We start from the raw sequence: 19,459 nt of genomic DNA on the forward strand, positions 1-19,459 counted from the left end.
TTTTAATATTTATTCCGGACACTAGTGCCAGGCCTGGTCATTATATTTTAGCTTATCGCTACAAAGATATACTGGTAATTAAAATTGACTACTAGCTTTACGCAGGCAATAATCGCAATTAAAGACTATCTCAATAAAGTATTTCATTATTTTGAGTATGACTTAATTTATACTTAAGTTCTATTTTCACAAAATAAATTGAAATTACTCATGCTTGAAACTACCTTTTTACTAGAAATCCTTATCTATGTGATTACCGGAGCCATTGTTGGCGTAGCCGCTGGCCTACTTGGAATTGGTGGAGGGTTATTACTTGTTCCGGTTTTAAGCACGGTATTTTTGTATTTTATTGATATCCCCGATGTCGTGCATTTAGCAATTGGTACCTCTTTAGCAACCATTGTTGTGACCTCTTTTGCTTCGGCAAGAGCTCACCACTCACATGGTGCTGTTCGCTGGGATGCGTTCAAGCTACTCGCCGCTGGCGTATTATTAGGGGCGTTTATTGGTGGCTGGAGTTCACAATTTATTTCCTCAAACCGACTGGGACAAATCTTTGGCATATTAGAACTGCTTATTGCTCTAAACATGTTGTTAGATTTAAAGCCTAGCCCTCATAGACAACTACCAGGCCTGGTAGGTAATACCAGCGCTGGTACCATTATTGGAAGCTTATCTTCTTTAGTAGGAATTGGTGGCGGCACCTTAACCACACCTTACTTAGTTTGGAATAACCTTACTATGCACCAAGCTATTGCTACCTCTACCGCGGTAAGTATTCCCGTTGCTATCGCCGGTACCATTGGATATTTAATTGCAGGATTAGATGCAACTCACTTACCTGCCATGGCAACAGGTTATATTTACTGGCCTGCCTTTTTAGGTATTGTGATTGCCAGCTACTTTACCGCCCCCATTGGCGCAAAATGGGCTCACCAACTGCCTGTTAAAACCCTAAAACGTGGTTTTGGCATTTTCTTGATTATTTTAGCTATAAAAATGTTATTTTTTAGCTAACTCTTAATAACCGTAGAATAACTAATATTATCAATAAGTTAACCGGTGTATAAAGTGAGTTATCCACATGCTTTATACCCAGAGTTATCCACAGAAAAAAACCTTGTTTTAAAGTTATTCACAGGTATACTATTTGCAGTGCTTAAAAATACAATAAAAACTGCTGTTCATAACCATTCAAAACAGCCTACACAGCACTTCAAAATACATTAAAAAATAATAATTAATAATATAAGAAGCCGCATTTTTCTATCAGTAGCAGAGTCGTTATGGGTAAAAGTCGGTGTTTGAAAATCAGCCAAAAGTGCAAACTTGGCCTTAATGGTTTTCACTAGATTCTTTTGAGGATACAACTTTGTCATCACTTTGGACCCAAAGTCTTAAACACTTAGAAAACGACCTAAACGACCAGCAATTTCACACTTGGATTCGTCCACTGCAAGCGATTGAAGAAGAATCGGTTATTCGTTTATTAGCCCCTTCCACTTTTATTTTGGATTGGGTCAATAAAAAGCTAATGGACAACATTCGACAAGCCGTTGCCATTGCTGCACCTACCAATACACCCGATGTACAGCTAGAAATTGGAGACTATGCTTTAGAAGCTATAGAAGAGCCAGAACCTACTGTTCCACAACCTTTACAAACCAAATCTAAAGAAACCTCCAAACCAGAAGCTAAAAGAGATAGCGCCTCTACCAATAAATCTGGAATTAAACATAATTTAAATACCAGTTTTACCTTTGAAACTTTTGTTGAGGGTAAAGCCAACCAACTTGCGGCTGCAGCTGCACGTCAGGTGGCAGAAAACCCGGGTGGCAGTTACAACCCTTTCTTTATTTATGGCGGTGTAGGATTAGGTAAAACTCACCTAATGCACGCCATTGGTAATCAGCTAATGAAAGACAAACCTAATGCACGAGTGGTTTATCTTCACTCTGAGCGTTTTGTTGCTGATATGGTTAACGCACTGCGTCATAATAAAATTGACGAATTCAAACGTTTCTATCGATCTTTAGATGCTTTATTAATTGATGACATTCAATTTTTTGCCAATAAAGATCAATCTCAAGAAGAATTCTTTCATACTTTTAATACTTTATTAGAGGGCAATAAACAGGTTATCTTAACCAGTGACCGCTTCCCTAAAGAAGTTGATGGCCTTGAAGATCGTTTAAAATCACGTTTTGGTTGGGGGTTAACCATTGCGGTTGAACCACCAGAATTTGAAATGCGTGTTGCGATTTTGCTGAAAAAAGCCTCTGAATTTGGCATTGTATTACCCGACGATGTGGCTTTCTTTATTGCTAAACGTCTACGTGGAAATGTACGTGATTTAGAAGGTGCATTAAAACGTGTCGGTGCTTATGCTCAATTTACACAACAAGCGTTAACCGTAGAAGTCGTTAAAGAAGCCCTTAAAGATTTGTTGGCTTTACAACAAAAAATGGTTACGTTAGAAAACATTCAGAAAACGGTAGCTGATTATTATAAAATCCGAGTGGCAGATATATTATCAAAGCGTCGCTCGCGTAATGTGGCACGCCCAAGACAAATTGCTATGGGGATTGCAAAAGAGCTAACCAATCACAGCTTACCCGAGATTGGCGATGCTTTTGGTGGCAGAGACCATACAACCGTATTACACGCAGTTCGTAAAGTTAAAGAGTTGCGTGAGACAGATCATCATATTGATGAAGATTTTAATAGTTTAATTCGTATCATTACCAACTAGCAATTAAGGGCACTTGGCATGAAAATCACTTTAACTCGTGAAAATCTTTTAAAAGTTTTGCAAACTGTAGGTGGCGTGGTTGAAAAACGTCAGACCATGCCTATTTTGGGCAATATTTTATTTCAAGTTTCAGAGAACACCTTAACGGTAACTGCCTCTGACTTAGAAATTGAAACTCGCGCACAAACCGAGTTGGAATCTTGTGAAGTCAATCAATTTGCCATTACATTACCAGCCATGAAGCTAATCAATATTGTGCGTTCGTTACCAGATGGTTTAACCATTGTGCTAGATTTTGACGAATCACGCTGTACACTTTCAGCGGGTCGTTCTCGTTTTAAACTCTCTACCCTGCCTGCTGAAGATTTCCCAACTATTGACCTTTCACAATCTGATATGTCTTTTGCGATGTCACAACACCAATTAAAACAATTAATTCATCATTCAAGTTTTGCCATGGCAAGCCAAGATGTGCGTTTTTACCTAAACGGTATGCTGTTTGACATTAATAACCAATCTTTACGTGTGGTTGCTACAGATGGTCACCGTTTATCGACCTGTTCAACGGAACTGGCCATTGAAGGCCTAACGCCAACTCAAGCCATTTTGCCAAGAAAAGGGGTTTTAGAACTCTCTAAACTCATTGGCGATGACGATACCTTAATTGAATTCTCTCTTGCTAAAAACTACTTAACTGTACAATTTGAAGAAACCGTTTTTACCTGTAAATTAGTAGATGGACGTTTCCCTGATTATCGCCGTGTTATTCCTCAACACAATGATCAGTTAGTACAAACAGACCGTGAACTGCTTAGAAGCTTATTACAACGAGCGTCTATCCTGTCTAATGATAAATTTAAGGGCATTCGCTTAGTATTAAGCAACAACTTACTTGCAGTTAATGCCTCTAATAGTGAACAGGATGAGTCACATGAAGATATGGCAATTGACTATCAAGGCACAGAGATGGAAGTCGGCTTTAACGTTAACTACATATTAGATGTACTCAACTCAATGCATGAAGATTGCGTCACCATGTTAATGAAAGATGCCAATAGTAGTTGTTTGATTGAAACCACGACTGACACCTGTCATTGTCAGCATGTCATTATGCCAATGCGCCTTTAGTATTGGGTTAATTCGTCCAGAAAGTAAGCCTCTTCTGCGTTAGAAAACGATCATGTACAATTTGTACACTCGCTTTTTTCTGCCTTGAATAGACTCACTTTCTGGACGAATTAAATCCAATCTAATAAAAAGTGTCAGAATTCAATTCAATATTTTTTATTACGCACTAACCACTTACCTTGAGACCTTTGCACGAGTCGGGGATGTAAGAAAAAAGTGAAAGAATTCTTTAGATTTAGCCTAAAAAATACGCATAATAGCGAGCTATTGGGCGGATTTTTTAGGTTAAAGATAGAGGATTATGGCCTTTTTTAAACATTCATCGACTCGTGCAAAGGTCTCACCTTAATAAACTTCTCTTTTTTACCTTTTGAATACAAACAGCCTTAAAGTTTAGTTTTCTTTACACTCATGCAGATATTTTATGAATAAAGCTCGCCTTGTTAGAATTGCCACTTATGCTTCTGTTTTAATTGCCACTTCATTATTATTGCTCAAACTTTATGCTTGGTGGTTTACCGGTTCAGTGAGTATTTTAGCTACACTGCTTGATTCTGCGATTGATATTGCTGCTTCCATTATGATTGTGATTGCCGTACAAATTGCCCAAACCCCAGCAGATAAAGAACACCGTTTTGGGCATGGCAATGCAGAACCTTTGGCCGCTTTAGCTCAAAGCGTGTTTATTTCTGGTTCGGCAATTTATCTCATTGTTTTTTCAATTGAAAGATATATGCACCCTCAGGCAATCCAATCTGCTGATTTAGGCTTTAACGTTATGATTATCTCGTTAATGGTTACCTTAGGGTTAATCAGTTTTCAGCGTTATGTCATCCTTAAAACCCAATCCTCTGCAATCAAAGCCGATTCATTACATTATCTATCTGATGTTTTAGCCAATATTCTAGTCATCATCACGCTATGGTTTAGTGCCATTCAATGGCTTGACCCCATACTGGGTTTTGCCATCGCCGCATGGATTTTTTACTCCGCCGTTCGTATAGCAATCGAGGCTGGCAATCAAATACTTGCTCATGAACTACCTCAAGAGATGCGTGAGGAAATTCAACAGATTACTTTATCTACTGAAGGCGTTTTGGGTATGAACGACCTGCGCAGTTACCAATCTGGCCCAAATAGATTTGTACAATTTGATTTAGAGCTAGATGATAATCAAAGCCTGCTTGAAAGCCATAACATCACCGAAAATGTTACCCAAAAACTTAAGCAACGTTTTACTGATTTAGATGTCATGATTCACCAAGAACCCGCTAGTTTAAAATATGACCCTTCACACCATAGCTGGGGTAAAGAGTAGCGTGACGCAATTAACGACGTTAAGTATTCAAAACTTTCGTAACTGTTCTTGCGCACAGCTTGAGTTGAGTGCTGGATTGAATTTAATTATTGGTAATAATGCGGCCGGTAAAACGGCGATTATTGAGGCCATTTGGTTGCTGGCGACTGGGCGTTCATTTCGCTCTCAAAAATCACATCACTTAATTCAGCATAACACTCCGTCAGCAACCCTTTTTTGTGAAACGATATCCAATCATAATGACAAAGATAGTCATAAAATTGGAGTACAAAAGACCTTAGACAATACCCTACTAAGACTTGATGGCGAAACCCTTAAATCACAAGGGCCCATTGCCAAACTTTTACCCATACAGCTGCTTACTCCAGAAAGCCACAAGCTTTTAGAAGAGGGTCCTAAAGCTCGTCGTCAGTTTATGGATTGGGGCTGTTTTCATCAAACGGCAGAATTTATGCCGTTATGGCGAAATTATCAGCGCGCTTTAAAACAACGTAACTATTCACTAAAAAAGCGCCTACCAAAAGAACAAGTTCAGCTTTGGGATCAAACTCTAGTTGAAAATGCGCTACAAATAGATGAAATACGCCAAAACTATTTAGATGAGCTAACTCCTTACCTAGTCACATTTTGCCAAGCCTTAATGCCAGAAATAGAAACCGATGTCGTTTGCCAATACCGTGCCGGTTGGCCTAAAACCGCTGAAAGCCTACTTGAACTTTATCAACAAAGCTTTGCCAAAGAGCAACAGCTTGGCCACACTCAATATGGTGCGCATCGCGCTGATATTCGGTTTAAATTTAATAACCAAGAAGCGATGAATATACTATCGCGAGGACAACAAAAACTGTTTGTCTGTGCATTGCTACTAGCGCAAGCCAGCCTTCATGAAAAAGTCGTCAATGAACCGGTAATTATGTTAATTGATGACTTGCCTGCTGAACTTGATGAAACCCACCGCACTAAACTATTAGAGCTATTACAAATACTCAATATTCAACATATTATTACCACTACTGCTGAAGAGTTAATTCCTGTGCTTAATCCTGAAACTTACCAGGCCTGGTCAATTAATTCTGGCAATATCGTATCAAAGTAACTACGACCAGGCCTGGTAATAAATTTTACTTGTTTATATTCACTTATTTTCTATAAGGTATATTTATTATTCTTGCTAAACTAAGCCTGCTACAATTTATAAGAGAATACAAACAAGGATAAATATGTCAGACCAAATTGAACCCATTCAAGAAAATAAAGCCGAAATAAGTACAACCATTCCCACCATTATTTATGTGCTTTATCTAGCAAACTTTATTTTGCCTTTTACAGGCCTTATTGGAGTCATCATGGCTTATGTTAATAAAGGTGAGGGTAATTTCTTAGAATCTCATTACCAGTTCCAAATTCGTACATTTTGGATTGGGCTATTGTATGCCGTCGTAGGTGTTCTATTAACGGCTGTTTTTATTGGATGGTTAATTCTTCTGTTCTACGCTATTTGGATTATTGTTCGTTGTGTTAAAGGCTTTAAATACCTTGGTAAACAAGAGCCAATGCCTGATCCAACTAGCTGGATGTTTGGTTAGTCAATTTATAAAACTACCATTCAGTTTTACATAAAATAGAGGCTAAAAATGTCGCCTCTATTTCTCACTTTAAATGAGACCGTTGCACGAGAGTATGCACGAATAAAAATGGTTAAAATTCACCTGATTTTTGTTGAAAAACTTGCGAATAGCTAGCTATTCCCTGCGTTTTCCGCCGCAATCAGGCAAATTTTCCCTCATTTTTCTTACGCACCTATCTCGTGCAAAGGTCTCTAAATAAATAAAATCTCATTTACAGCCAAATCTTTTTACCTAAAAATTCATCGTTTTAAAGTAATTGTTCAGCGATTGCACCCGTCTAAAATTCTTACCACATATCCCAAAAAAAACTTATGCCAAATTTAATCAGATAACCTATTGATTTTAAAGATAAATATACCACTAATTAAGGCCATTTAATTCGTCCTGTTTTATGGTATAATTTTGCAACTATTTTAGTGATTAAAACAACCCGAGATTTTGAGTTGAAATAGACCCAAAACCTCCATAAAAGAAATCGAGTTTTATGTCTGAAGAAACACAATACGATTCCTCCTCCATCAAGGTATTAAAAGGCCTTGATGCAGTCCGCAAACGTCCTGGAATGTACATTGGTGATACCGATGATGGTACTGGACTCCACCACATGGTATTTGAAGTTGTCGATAACGGTATCGATGAAGCCTTAGCTGGCCATTGTGACAAGGTCGTTGTCACTATCCATACAGACGGTTCTGTCTCTGTTACCGATAATGGTCGTGGTATTCCTGTTGGTATACATGAAGAAGAGGGGGTGTCAGCAGCTGAAGTTATTATGACCGTACTCCACGCGGGTGGTAAGTTTGATGATAACTCCTATAAAGTCTCTGGTGGTCTTCACGGGGTAGGTGTTTCAGTTGTAAATGCCCTATCTTCTAAACTTGATTTAATCATCAAGCGTGAAGGTCATATTTGGAAACAATCTTATACTCACGGTGTACCAGATGCACCAATGGCTTCTGTTGGAGAAACGACAGAAACCGGAACTGAAATTCGTTTTTTACCCAGCACAGAGACATTTACCAATGTCACTGATTTTAATTTTGATTACTTATTAAAGCGTTTAAGAGAGCTCTCTTTCTTAAACTCTGGTGTACACATTGAGTTAGTAGATAAACGTGATGACCGTCACGAGGTGTTTCAATTTGAGGGCGGTATTAAAGCCTTTGTTGACTATATCAATACCAATAAACCGGTTATTCACGAAAATGCCTTCTACTTTAGCACCGTTAAAGACGATATTACCGTTGAAGTGGCCATGCAGTGGTCTGAGGCTTACCAAGAGTCAATTTTCTGTTTTACCAACAATATTCCTCAGCGTGATGGGGGTACTCACTTATCTGGTTTTAGAGCCTCATTAACCCGTACTTTAAATAGTTATGCGGAATCAGAAGGTTTAAATAAGAAATACAAAATGAATATTTCTGGTGATGATGCACGTGAAGGTTTAGCGGCCGTTATTTCAGTAAAAGTGCCTGACCCTAAATTCTCATCTCAAACAAAAGATAAGCTAGTTTCATCAGAAGTAAAATCTGCTGTTGAAACCGCAATGAACGAAAAACTAGCCGAATTTTTATTAGAAAACCCTAAAGATTCTCAGTCTGTATTTGCCAAAATTGTAGATGCGGCACGCGCTCGTGAAGCGGCTCGAAAAGCACGTGAAATGACTCGTCGTAAAGGGGCTTTAGATATTGCTGGTTTACCAGGTAAATTAGCAGATTGCCAAGAAAAAGACCCTGCTTTATCAGAACTTTACTTGGTGGAGGGTGACTCCGCTGGAGGTTCAGCCAAACAAGGACGTGACCGCCGTACCCAAGCCATTTTACCGCTAAAAGGTAAAATTCTAAACGTCGAAAAAGCTCGTTTTGACAAAATGCTCTCTTCTGCCGAAGTAGGCACCTTAATTACCGCATTAGGCTGTGGTATTGGGCACGATGAGTACAATATTGAAAAACTACGTTATCACCGCATCATTATCATGACGGATGCCGACGTGGATGGTTCACACATCCGTACTTTATTGCTCACTTTCTTCTATCGTCAATACCCAGAATTAGTGGAAAAAGGCTATATTTATATTGCTCAACCACCGCTTTATAAAGTTAAAAAAGGCAAGCAAGAAACTTACTTAAAAGACGATGGCGAACTAGAGAGTTATCTACTACAAAATGCAATTGATAGTGCTGAATTAGTAACTGAAGAAGGTGCACCAAGCATTTCTGGTGTAGCTTTAGAAGCTCTTTCTAAAAACTACTTTAAAACTAAGCACACGATTGATCGTTTAGGCCGTCGTTACAACTCCGTTTTGTTAAATATGCTGATAGATAGTCCAGAAATTAATCTAGATACATTAAATGATTTAAATGCACTAGAAAACTGGATTACTGGAATACTGCCGGCACTTAAAGCCAATGGTGAAATCAATAAAGTAGATTACAATCTAACTGCAGAGCCAGCCACGGAATTAGACAGTAAAGGCAAGTTCCAATTGCGTTTACAACAACGTGAGCATGGAACATTAAGTATGCAAGTATTTGATGCTGATTTCTTTGCCTCTAAAGATTACGCACAAATCGTAGATCTTGGTAAATCACTACAAGGCCTTCTCTCTAGTAGTGCTTATATTAAACGTGGTGAAAAGAAACAGTCAGTTACCACTTTTAATGAAGCAATCGACTGGTTGTTTAATGAAGCAAAACGTGGACAAAACATTCAACGATACAAAGGTTTGGGTGAAATGAATCCAGAACAACTTTGGGAAACAACCATGAATGCTGAAGCGCGTCGTTTACTTCAAGTCACGGTTCGTGATGCGATGCTAGCAGACCAAGTCTTTACTACTCTAATGGGTGACGAAGTAGAGCCACGTCGCGATTTTATCGAATCAAACGCATTACAAGTAGAAAACTTAGACGTATAAAGTGAGACCTTTGCACGAGAGTATGTACGAGTAAAAATGGTTAAAATTCACCTCATTTTTGTTGAAAAACTTGCGAATAGCTAGCTATTCCCTGCATTTTCCGCCGCAATAAGGTAAATTTTTCCTCATTTTTCTTTCGCACCTATCTCGTGCAAAGGTCTCAAAGCGCTTTTAAAACGCATTTAATTTTGAAAAATGTGGGCATTTAGTTTCTAATATGCCTCACAAGTCTAAAGCTATAAAAAATTTATAAAGAAAACACACAGTTACCAGGCCTGGTAACTATATTAATTTAGGAGACAGTTTATGTCAGTTCAACACCCTATCGTTACTGTTACTGGTTCATCTGGTGCAGGTACTTCATTTGTTAAACGCGCTGTAGAAAAAATCTTTGATCGTGAAAACCTAAACGTAGCCATCGTTGAAGGTGATAGCTACCACAAATTCAGCCGTGCTGAAATGAAAGAAAAAGTAGCTGAATCAAAAGCCAACGGTGGTCCAACACTTACTCACTTTGCAGAAGCGGCAAACGAGTTTTCTGAATTAGAAGCATTATTCAAAGAATATAAAGAAACTGCTACGGGTAAACGTCGTTACTACATTCACAGCGATGACGAAGCTACTGAGCATAATGCACGTTTAGGTGGAACAAACTACCAATCTGGTGAGTTTACACCTTGGGAGCCAATCCCTGAAGGTACGGATGTACTTTTCTATGAAGGTCTTCACGGAATGGTTAAGCGTATGGATCACGGTCCAGAAGAAGGCATGCACAACGTAGCACAGTATGTTGATTTAGGTATTGGTGTAGCACCATCTATCAACATCGAGTGGATGCAGAAAATTTTCCGTGATACTTCTGAGCGTCCATATTCTGTTGATCAAGTGCGTGATACCATTCTTGAACGTATGCCTGACTACATCGAGACAATCGTTCCTCAGTTCCACCGTACACACATTAACTTTCACCGTGTACCGTTAATTGATACGTCTGATCCATTCTCAACCATGTCAGAAGATGCTCCAATGGGGCCTGCACCAGAAGATTCTTTAATCATCTGTCACGTTCGCCACCAAGACGTTGACCTAGAAGCCATTAAAAATCAAATTGATGGAGCATTCCTACAGAATGCCGAAACATTAGTTTGTAACGGTTCTCACATGGTTCAAGCAATGGATTTAATGATGACTCCAATCATTCAAAACCTAATTGCTAAAAAACGTGAAGCTATGGCTAGACTAAACCTTAAATAGTCCTTAACCCGCTTTACCAAAAACCCCGCATTAATCTTGTATTATGCGGGGTTTTTTTATGCCTAGTGAAAATAGAATACACAAATACCTAATAAAAAAACTTATTTATAACAAGACTTTATAGATTAAATAAATATATACTATAAGTATTTTTAATTAATACCATAGTAGTAAAGTGGTAATATTAAATTAAAAGTAAGTCCTTGATAAAACCAATGTAATAAAAACAAGCTCATAAAAGGTAAAAGTTATAATGAAACTTTCAAAATCTCTTATTGCAGGCTCAATTGCACTTGTCATTGCAAACTCATCGTTTGCGGTAGAACAAACAGACTATGATTTGTTCAATAAAGAGTTCTTAGAAGCTGTAAAAATACGCGATAGTGGTGACGTGTTTGCCTCTATTGAAATGCTCGAAAAATTAATTGCTACACAGCCACAATACAAACGTCCACAGCTAGAACTCGCTGTAGCCTATTTTCGTGCGTCTTTATTTAGTGATGCAAAAGCCAATGCAAAAGCTGTATTAGATGACCCAAAGACACCAGACTCGGTAAAAGAAACGATTCAAATTTTCTTATCGCAGGTTGAAGATACAGAAGCAGCAACAGATGAAAACCGAAGTACATTCGAAGGGTCAATAGGTATTGGTATTGGTAAAGACACTAACGTAAACGCCAGCCCAGCTGATAACCTCGTTACTATTAACGGAATTCAGTTTACATTAAATTCCAATTCGGTTGCGCAAGAAGACAATTACGGAACGATTCACGCCCAAGTTACCCACTCTTATCGTATACCCGGAACGGTTGGCATTGGGTCTCGTCCAGTACAAATGAACTGGAATACCACTGCAGATATTTCACGCAAGGCCTACCAAGATCTTGGAGATTACAACTTGGATGTGCTGACTTTACAAACGGGTCTTGGTCTTATTTCACAAACTAACTGGAGAGCAGGAATCAACTTGCGAGTAGATAAAGTTATGCTGGGAAGCTCTGATTTAGCTTTATTTAAAGGTATTAACGGTAACTACACCATGATAGACGGTGCTTCTGAGTACACTCTCACCGCAGAAATTACGGATCAAGACTACCTAACCAGTGCTAACGAAAGTCGTGAAGGAACTCGAATTGGTGTGGGAGCTGAAATGAAGCATCAATTTAAACCCGAATTACTGGGTAGCGTAGGTGTGAATATTGCAAGCAGTGATGCTAGAGATGACAACAAACAATATGTTAGTAAAGCCATAAATACAGGCCTTTATTACTCAGTATCACCAGCAACACTTGTTTACGGAGAACTAGGTTTAACCGTAACAGACTACAACGGTGTAGAACCTGTCTCGGGTACCGATAGAAATGATAGACAAACGACGGGATCACTTGGAGCAACCCACAATTTTACCGATGGAATCTTACAAGACTGGACTCTTAACGGAAAAATTACTCGATACAATAATGACTCAGACCAAGATATTTATGATTACGAAAGAACTGATGCTAACTTAGAAATGACAAAACGTTTTTAATCATGTAGTTAATCATTTTATGTCTATAAATTAAACATTTAATGGATTTCATAGTATCAAAATTACAGTTACTAAAACTAAATTGGAGAATACTAAAATGATTTTACAAAATTTTAAGCAAAAAACATTGGCCGTTTTACTTTTTGCCGCATTTAGTCAATCAGCTTATGCCGCAGATAATGCAATATGTGATAGTACCGATACCTTAAAAGGTTTTGGTGCTTGGTGTGGGATTGAATCCTTTCTTTCTCAACAAGAACCAACTGCTGCTGGAGGACCACTTTTTGGATCAAGAGATGGTATTTTATCGCCAAGCTTCGATTCAGATAAATTTGGCGGACAACCTCAAACAGGAGACACAGATAATTACAACTGGTCTGGTTATGCCCTGTTTTATGATTTAGAACAAAGAGCAGGCGTATTAGCTAAACTAGAAATGAATGTAGATGAAGCTAATAGTGATGTTCTAGGTGTAAAAGCAACCTTGAAAAATGGTGAAGTCATTACCGTTTCAACTCAAGATTTTTATAAACAATCCTTCTCTTATCGTGGAATTCCAGTAAAGGCTACCAGTAACATAAACCAAGAAAATCAAAGTCGCTATGTATTTGCCGGAGTTACAGACAGGCTTTCTTTAGGCCGATATACTTATAATGAAGATGGTGATTATATCGGTTTAGTTGGAATTGCCGATTTACAACCTGATGAATACCAAGGTTTAAGCCGTCAAAGTCCATACAATCAATTATTAGAGCGTATTTCATCAATTGGAGTCGGTGTCGCAGGTAGCCCAACACCAATTGTTGATATGGCAAATTTAAAATCTATCAAGGCTTATGCCGCTTATAATCTGATTGGAGTAGCAAGTGTTTCAGGTGATATTAATGCTGTTGGTGGCTTTATGACTGACGTACACGTTGACTTTAACCATGGGACATGGGATATGACAAATGTAGATTTTTATGGTTTAGAATCTGGTTATCAATATGCGCCTATTTCAGCTAACGGCTCAATATCAGGTAATACTTTCACCTCAGAATCAATTTCATTAATGGGTAACGAAAACTATATTAAAGCTGGCTCATACATTGATGGTAAATTCCTTGGCCCTGAGGCTAAAGGGTTAACTGGTGAAGCCGATATCACAACAAATTCTTTACAAACACCTACGGTATCTGAAACACCAACAATGATACCTTCTGTCAACATCAAGGCAACTTTTGTAGGAGGAAAGAATGCTCAAAAAGTCCTAAAACCTACTCCAGGTCCTAATTACGAAAATTTTTAACATATTTTATTAACTTAAATCAGCGATTTAATAATCTGTGTTTTAAAATAAACACCTAGATAACAAAAACTGCAGATTTAAATAGCCCCCAAAAGTTGGATGCCAACTCTGGGGGTTTTTCATATCCAAATACAACCGAGAATTGAAACTCGCCATTGCCAAACAATACCTTAATATCAGCAACTTTTTGTTATTTCTATGTAGTTCTAAATTGAGTACCTTCAATCGTAAATAGGCTACTACTGAGAAAATTTTTACTAACTATATGAAATAAAAAGACTAAATACTGTACCTAAGTACAATACTAATTTATTTTAATAGCGTTATATTGATAGATGAAAGAGGAAGTTATCACTAAGTTTCAAAAAAATTGTGATTGAAACTAAATTGGAGAATACAAAATGATGTTACAAAATTTTAAGCAAAAAACACTGGCCGTTTTACTTTTTGCCGCATTTAGTCAATCAGCTTATGCTATCAATAATGTGGATTGTGATAGTTCAAATACCGTAAAAGGTTTTGGTAACTGGTGTGATGTTGGGTCTTTTCTTGGACAGCAAGAACCTTCTGCTGCAGGTGGACCAGGATTCGCTGGTAATTCACCACTCCTTAGCCCTCAGTTTGACAGCAGTAAGTTTGGTGCTAATGTCATCACACAAACGGAATCTCAAATGCCGGAAGCTGAATTCATGGGTTATGGATTAATGACATTTAGAAATTATAGCGATAACCTTAATCAAAAAACAACTACGATTTCTGCACAAAGTGAAGAAACGTCAAAAATGCTTGCAAGAATTTATCTTGACAATGATGAAGTCAATGAATCAATGCAGCTAAAGGCTGTTTTGGAAGATGGAAGAATCATCACTGTAGCATTGAACGAAGTTAATAAAAATGAATATGACCCAACTTATTCAAGCAGTCATACTTATAATAATGGAACTTACAACTATGAGCGTGTAACCGAAGGTAGTGACACTATTCAATATATTTCTGGGTATAAAGGCCGTGAAAAAGAAGGGGGGGACTCTTATGATTACCAAGGTTCAGCCAATTTAACTAATGTTAGTGGTTACTCGTATGAATCTGAACCGAACGGTACTGGTGGTAACGACTCAACCAGCACATATCATTTAGAAGATGAGGTCTCTTTCGGCTCTGTTTACATCCATATGTATGAAGATCAAGAAAACTATAATTACCGGATGCCGACTGAATATATGAATGGCCCAATCGGGGCACCTACCCCTATTGATGCCATGCGCAACCTTCAAGGCACACTAACCTATAATATCGATGGACAATATACTAACTCTATGTATCCTTCGAATAACTGGTTCGAGGGTAAAATGGGTGTTAATTTTACATCTGGAACTTGGAGTACTGAACAGATTGCCAATGCAGTTTCTGCCAGCGGCAAAATCGATGGCAATAAGTTCAGTGCCAATCAAATTAGTAGTCTATCAAACGGCAAAGAAGTTGTCAGCGGTTCTTATATCAATGGACAATTCACTGGTAGCGAAGCCCAAAACCTTGTAGGACAAGGTAATCTGAACCTGCAAAGTATTGAAGGTAATAGCGTAGAAAACATCAAAACTGTTTTCAGTGGAACTCGAACAGGTGACTACACAAACTATTACGATTAATCTAATCTTTAGTGTAGTCCGATATAAAAACACCTCTATTTAGAGGTGTTTTTATTTATGCAAACATCAATAATCAAAAACGATAAATCACCCCTGCTTGCAGCTTTGGTAGGAAATCATAATCAGCAACATCATCTTTTAATTTGGTTTCTTCATCTTTTAATGCATCAGCAACACCTATACAGGTACCGCTAAAACTACTATCAATATCTATTTTTGGTGAACCAGTAAAGAATGCACTCGCTTCAACCATCTAACTAAGCGATTTTCTAGGAGCGTAACGGTTGGTAAGATCTCTTACCTAGCAAAGAAAGTGCATAGCAAGCTACTTGGAAAGGTACTGGATACAATATAAAAGCTTCAGCAAATGGTGCTATATCAGGCAACAACATCACTGGAACCGTAACCTCTGCAAGAATAGGTAGAAACAATATCACAAACCTTTCAGGAACTGTGAATGGTCAATTTTCAGGTCCTAAAGCTGGTAAGTTAATCGGGCAAGCTGAGGTCTCTGGAAACTTTAATGGCATTCAAGGGTCAGCGAAAGGAGTGTTTATGAATGATAAAGGATATACACCAAAAGAGTTTAGAAACGTAAGAAAATAGTAGTATTAAAACAAATAATCTACAACCTCTAATCTAACCCTGCTCTTAAGCAGGTTTTTTTATTTATGATGCTTACTCACGCAAAATAGCGGTTCTCGCTTCTAAACGCACAGGCTGATTTAAGCTGTTTTCTAAGCGTTTTTGCAACTCATCTATCTGTTGGTTCTCAACCCGGTTTTTAGATAAAATTTCTAACGATATCACCATCGTTTTACCATCACGTATTTTAATATCTCTTAATTCCATACCTACAACATTCCAGGTTTTAATCGTTGAAATGATGTCTTGTTTCATCACCATTTTATTGAATGATAACGTTAAAGGAATACTGACAGTAATCGCAAAAATTAGGGCAATTAACATCCCTTTTTTGGCTACCCTAAATGGGCTAAAGCCCATGACTAAAAAAGTGGCTGAGGCGGCTAATACTATGCCAAATAGGTTAGTCATAAACAGCAAAAATGCCCCCCAAAAGACATGCCAATCTAACCAGCCAATTCCAATCCCCGAAACCGCTAAAGGGGGAACTAAAGCGACAGCAATCGCGACACCCGCTAAACTTTTAGCTACCTCAGAACGTGCATTAGCATAAGCCGCAGCAATACCTGAAATAATCGCGACGCCTAAATCTAATAAGGTAGGACTTAAGCGTGCTCCTATTTCACTATTGATGGCATTTAAAGGCGTAAATAAACTTAATAAGGTACCAAATGTTAACGCTAAGAAAATACCGATTAAAAGCGTTTTACTACTCAAAATGAGCAGTTCAATATTCTGCCTTAACATTCCCATTGAAAATGAAATAATAGGTGCCATTAACGGGGCTAAAATCATTGCTCCAATAATCACTGGAGCAGAATTGGCAAACAGTCCCACAGTGGCTAATAAGGTTGAGAGCACCATTAAAACTAAATAAGACTCTGACAGTTGAGCGTTTTCTTTTAGAGTGATAAAGGTTTCTTTAAGCTCTTCTGGATCTTCATGATGAATCCAAGGTAAAGATCGGTTAGATAATTCTTTAGCGGATGATTCGCCTTTTGGAATGCGTGATAATCTGATAGATTCTTTTTGCTCACTCGGGTTAGCTTTGTCTTCAGCTGAATGACTTAAGACTTGTAAAGCATCTCTTTGTAAGTTTATCTCTAAGCTTTTTGCTGAACACTCTGATTCATCAACACGATATTCAATTTCTGACTCACTGGAAACGGTTAATTTTTCGGTTTTAATGTGTCCAATATAATCTGGTAGGCTTTTACTTGGTTTATGCTTAGTCAGAATTTGTGTGACGAGAAAACGTAAAACCTCGGTAATGCTTCTCGGCGCTAATAACACGGCATTGAGATTAGGTTCTTGAACAGAACTCTTTTCTATAATTTGTTGAGTAAAATCACTGGCATTAGGCTTATAAACAATAGTCATGCCTAATAAAGCGGTTTGTATTAAGCTCTGTTTAGCGGTTTCTATTGTGTATGCTTGTAGACGCATTTGGCTAAAATTAAAGGCTAATGAAAAAAAATGACTCCACTTAGACCAAAAGGGTTCATTTAAGTTGGCGGTTGGCTTCATGGTAATCGGGTTACCCACCGTAACAGAACCTAAAACTAACTGTGAATTACAGTATAAAAGGTCTGCCAAACTCGCTTCATCGGCTAAAGAAATGTCTTCAATGGCCTCTTCTATCTCTGCAAGAATGTTAAAAGATTGATAAGCCCGAGTCATCTCTGGATGAGGCAAAAAGCCTACTTGCCATTGTTGGTTTACCGCTTGTGGTAACAATGAATATAAATCAACATCTGGCAACCATACAATGACTTTTCTTTGTTCTAAAATTTGTGGTTCGGAAGACGGGTTAAAAGCCAAATACTCACAATCAAGCGCTTCTAAAAGTGGCTGAACATCTTTTGCAAAAACATCACTTAAATTTGAGTCATACAAAACTATGTAGTTAGCCACAAAGCCTCCAAAATTAAATTATTAACACTTAAAACCAAGGTAGAAATTAACCGTAGAAATTAACCGCAGAAACTAACCGTAAAAATTATCAATTTTACGTCTATCACGTTTGGTAGGTCTGCCAGCACCTTTTTCTCGGTACCCCACCAATGCCATATCAGCAGTTGGTTTTCTTTGGTTTAAGACTTCACTGTCTAATTGATATAGTGTTATCGCTTGTTCAGCATTACCTCGTTTATCACTCACAATAAGCACGGTAACCTCAACTTGACGATGAACTTGGGTAATTTTTAGTTTATCGCCAACCGATAAGGTTTTGCTTGGTTTGGGTTTAATACCATTTAGCTCAACCTTTCCGCCTTTAATGGCTTCTAAAGCCACGCCTCGAGTTTTAAAGAAGCGGGCAGCCCAAAGCCATTTATCTACTCGTAACTTATCCATATACTTAAGCTAACTCAGCTAACCAATCTTTGGGGGTTAAGTAGTTATAAATATTTGACTCTTCACTACCCGCTTCTGGTTGATAGTCATATTTCCAAGTCACGACGGGTGGCATAGACATCAAAATTGATTCGGTACGCCCCCCTGTTTGTAAACCAAAAATAGTGCCTCGGTCAAAAGCTAAATTAAACTCGGCATAGCGGCCTCTGCGATAAAGCTGAAAATCCTTTTGACGTTCACCGTATTGCATGTCTTTGCGACGTGCGACAATTGGACGATAGGCTTCAATAAAGTGATTACCAACCGATTGCATAAACTCAAAACACTTATCAAAATCCCAACCAAAGGTTTCTGTGTTTAAGTCATCATAAAACAAACCACCTACCCCGCGAGTTTCATCACGATGTTTTAAATAGAAATACTCATCACACCAAGTTTTATATTTTGGATAAATCTCTTCTCCAAATGGATCGCACGCAGCTTTTGATTGTAAATGCCAATGCACCACATCTTCATCAAAAGGGTAATAAGGTGTTAAATCAAAACCACCGCCAAACCACCAAACGGGTTCTTCGCCGGCTTTTTCTGCTACAAATAAGCGAATATTTGCATGTGAAGTAGGTACATAAGGGTTGCGCGGATGAATCACCAAAGAGACACCTAAAGCCTGAAAAGAACGCCCTGCCAATTCTGGACGATGAGCAGTTGCAGAAGGGGGTAATTTTTTACCTTTAACATGAGAAAAGTTTACCCCTCCTTTCTCAATCACGGTACCATCTTCCATAACTCGAGTACGGCCACCGCCTGTCAATCCCATTATGCCTTCTTCACCCTCACGCTCCCACTCATCAATAATAAAGTCCATAGAACCTTCTTCTGCGGCAAGCTGAGAACAGATATTATCTTGTAATTTAAGTAAGTAGTTTTTTACGGCTTCGGTATTAACAACAGTCGATGACATAGTAGATCCTTTAAAAATAAGTCACCCTATTCTAGT

16 protein-coding genes are annotated in these 19,459 nt (G+C 38.2%); 12 read left to right on the forward strand and 4 right to left on the reverse strand.

Annotated elements, in window-relative coordinates:
• Nucleotides 1-210 precede the first annotated feature (210 nt).
• From BS34_RS0111450 to BS34_RS0111510, 11 genes are all read left to right on the forward strand, one after another.
• Nucleotides 211-1,017: a sulfite exporter TauE/SafE family protein gene (locus tag BS34_RS0111450; protein ID WP_029408642.1), complete on the forward strand. Its 807-nt coding sequence runs from the start codon at nucleotides 211-213 to the stop codon at nucleotides 1,015-1,017.
• 355 nt (nucleotides 1,018-1,372) lie between these two features.
• Nucleotides 1,373-2,752 carry a chromosomal replication initiator protein DnaA gene (gene dnaA, locus BS34_RS0111460; RefSeq protein ID WP_029408643.1) on the forward strand — a complete coding sequence of 460 codons (1,380 nt, stop codon included), beginning with the start codon at nucleotides 1,373-1,375 and terminating at the stop codon, nucleotides 2,750-2,752.
• Nucleotides 2,753-2,770: 18 nt separating this feature from the next.
• Nucleotides 2,771-3,880, forward strand: coding sequence for a DNA polymerase III subunit beta (dnaN, locus tag BS34_RS0111465; protein ID WP_029408644.1), 1,110 nt, complete (start codon nucleotides 2,771-2,773; stop codon nucleotides 3,878-3,880).
• Between the two features lie 424 nt (nucleotides 3,881-4,304).
• A complete protein-coding gene (locus tag BS34_RS0111470) occupies nucleotides 4,305-5,198 on the forward strand; it encodes a cation diffusion facilitator family transporter (RefSeq protein ID WP_029408645.1) in 894 nt (297 codons plus the stop codon).
• A gap of 1 nt (nucleotide 5,199) precedes the next feature.
• A complete protein-coding gene (gene recF, locus BS34_RS0111475) occupies nucleotides 5,200-6,294 on the forward strand; it encodes a DNA replication/repair protein RecF (RefSeq protein WP_029408646.1) in 1,095 nt (364 codons plus the stop codon).
• A gap of 124 nt (nucleotides 6,295-6,418) precedes the next feature.
• Nucleotides 6,419-6,784 (forward strand): DUF4870 family protein, encoded by a 366-nt coding sequence (locus BS34_RS0111480; RefSeq protein WP_029408647.1) that lies wholly within the window; start codon nucleotides 6,419-6,421, stop codon nucleotides 6,782-6,784.
• A 526-nt stretch (nucleotides 6,785-7,310) separates the two neighbouring features.
• Nucleotides 7,311-9,743 carry a DNA topoisomerase (ATP-hydrolyzing) subunit B gene (gene gyrB, locus BS34_RS0111490; protein ID WP_029408648.1) on the forward strand — a complete coding sequence of 811 codons (2,433 nt, stop codon included), beginning with the start codon at nucleotides 7,311-7,313 and terminating at the stop codon, nucleotides 9,741-9,743.
• Between the two features lie 306 nt (nucleotides 9,744-10,049).
• Nucleotides 10,050-10,997, forward strand: a complete 948-nt coding sequence (locus tag BS34_RS0111495; protein ID WP_029408649.1) for a phosphoribulokinase — start codon at nucleotides 10,050-10,052, stop codon at nucleotides 10,995-10,997.
• Nucleotides 10,998-11,250: 253 nt separating this feature from the next.
• Nucleotides 11,251-12,528 (forward strand): surface lipoprotein assembly modifier, encoded by a 1,278-nt coding sequence (locus BS34_RS0111500; protein WP_029408650.1) that lies wholly within the window; start codon nucleotides 11,251-11,253, stop codon nucleotides 12,526-12,528.
• 97 nt (nucleotides 12,529-12,625) lie between these two features.
• Nucleotides 12,626-13,816: a hypothetical protein gene (locus tag BS34_RS0111505; RefSeq protein WP_029408651.1), complete on the forward strand. Its 1,191-nt coding sequence runs from the start codon at nucleotides 12,626-12,628 to the stop codon at nucleotides 13,814-13,816.
• Nucleotides 13,817-14,217: 401 nt separating this feature from the next.
• Nucleotides 14,218-15,462 (forward strand): hypothetical protein, encoded by a 1,245-nt coding sequence (locus BS34_RS0111510; RefSeq protein WP_029408652.1) that lies wholly within the window; start codon nucleotides 14,218-14,220, stop codon nucleotides 15,460-15,462.
• Between the two features lie 73 nt (nucleotides 15,463-15,535).
• Here the strand turns inward: BS34_RS0111510 and BS34_RS0111515 are convergent, their stop codons facing one another.
• Nucleotides 15,536-15,715: a hypothetical protein gene (locus tag BS34_RS0111515; protein ID WP_029408653.1), complete on the reverse strand. Its 180-nt coding sequence runs from the start codon at nucleotides 15,713-15,715 to the stop codon at nucleotides 15,536-15,538.
• A gap of 200 nt (nucleotides 15,716-15,915) precedes the next feature.
• On the opposite strand from BS34_RS0111515, the gene BS34_RS13020 reads away from it, so the two are divergent.
• Nucleotides 15,916-16,068, forward strand: coding sequence for a hypothetical protein (locus tag BS34_RS13020; RefSeq protein WP_158661017.1), 153 nt, complete (start codon nucleotides 15,916-15,918; stop codon nucleotides 16,066-16,068).
• A 72-nt stretch (nucleotides 16,069-16,140) separates the two neighbouring features.
• On the opposite strand, the gene BS34_RS0111525 is transcribed toward BS34_RS13020, so the two are convergent.
• From BS34_RS0111525 to hemF, 3 genes are all read right to left on the reverse strand, one after another.
• Entirely contained in the window at nucleotides 16,141-18,021 is a 1,881-nt protein-coding gene (locus BS34_RS0111525) for a TIGR00341 family protein (RefSeq protein ID WP_029408654.1), read from the reverse strand.
• A 72-nt stretch (nucleotides 18,022-18,093) separates the two neighbouring features.
• Nucleotides 18,094-18,462 (reverse strand): RNA-binding S4 domain-containing protein, encoded by a 369-nt coding sequence (locus BS34_RS0111530; RefSeq protein ID WP_029408655.1) that lies wholly within the window; start codon nucleotides 18,460-18,462, stop codon nucleotides 18,094-18,096.
• A gap of 4 nt (nucleotides 18,463-18,466) precedes the next feature.
• Entirely contained in the window at nucleotides 18,467-19,423 is a 957-nt protein-coding gene (gene hemF / locus BS34_RS0111535) for an oxygen-dependent coproporphyrinogen oxidase (protein ID WP_029408656.1), read from the reverse strand.
• Nucleotides 19,424-19,459: the final 36 nt, after the last annotated feature.

It is taken from the genome of Thiomicrorhabdus sp. Milos-T2 (genome assembly GCF_000702325.1).
In the GTDB taxonomy this organism is placed as follows: Bacteria; Pseudomonadota; Gammaproteobacteria; order Thiomicrospirales; family Thiomicrospiraceae; genus Thiomicrorhabdus.